This is a genomic window from Flavobacteriales bacterium (assembly GCA_020435415.1).
Classification (GTDB): domain Bacteria; phylum Bacteroidota; class Bacteroidia; order JACJYZ01; family JACJYZ01; genus JACJYZ01.
In genome coordinates, this window is record JAGQZQ010000180.1 from 1 (window position 1) to 639 (window position 639).

1 protein-coding gene is annotated in these 639 nt (G+C 61.7%); it reads right to left on the minus strand.

What is annotated here, in order from left to right:
* Positions 1-639, minus strand: a 639-nt coding sequence (locus tag KDD36_15210; protein ID MCB0397997.1) for a phosphoribosylamine--glycine ligase, incomplete at both ends; no start/stop codon positions are given.

Sequence of the window (639 nt, forward strand, 5' to 3'; positions counted from 1 at the left end):
TATGACGGTCTCCTCGATCTCAGCGGCCAGGTTTTCGTTGACCCGATTGCTCGGGCTATAGGCGCCCATACCGCCGGTGTTGAGACCAATGTCGCCATCGCCGGCACGTTTGTAGTCGGTCGCGAAGGGCATGAGCCGGGCAGTACGTCCGTCGCAGAAAGCGTGTGCACTCGCCTCCCAGCCCTCAAGCCGCTCTTCGACGATGACCCGATCCCCCGCCGATCCGAAATCGCGACGTCGCATGATGATGTCCAGTGCTTCGAGAGCATCTTCGGTGCCGCTGCAGATGATCACCCCTTTGCCGGCAGCAAGGCCATCGGCTTTGACGACCACTGGTTTGTCGCGCAAGGACTCGACGTGCTCACGCGCCGCCCCATAGTCCGTAAATGACATCGCCGACCCGGTAGGGATACCGAGGTCCCGCATGAGCTCCTTTGCGAACCACTTGCTTGCTTCGATACGCGAAGCCGCAGCGCTCGGTCCGTAGCAGAGGATTCCCGCTTCGGCTAGCCTGTCGACGAGGCCCAGGGGCTGAGGATCATCCATCGTCGCGAGGTAGAAGTCGATGTCATGCTGCTTCGCCGCCGCCAAGAGACCGTCGATGTTCTTGGGCTGCACCGCCAGGTTGGTAGCGACCAA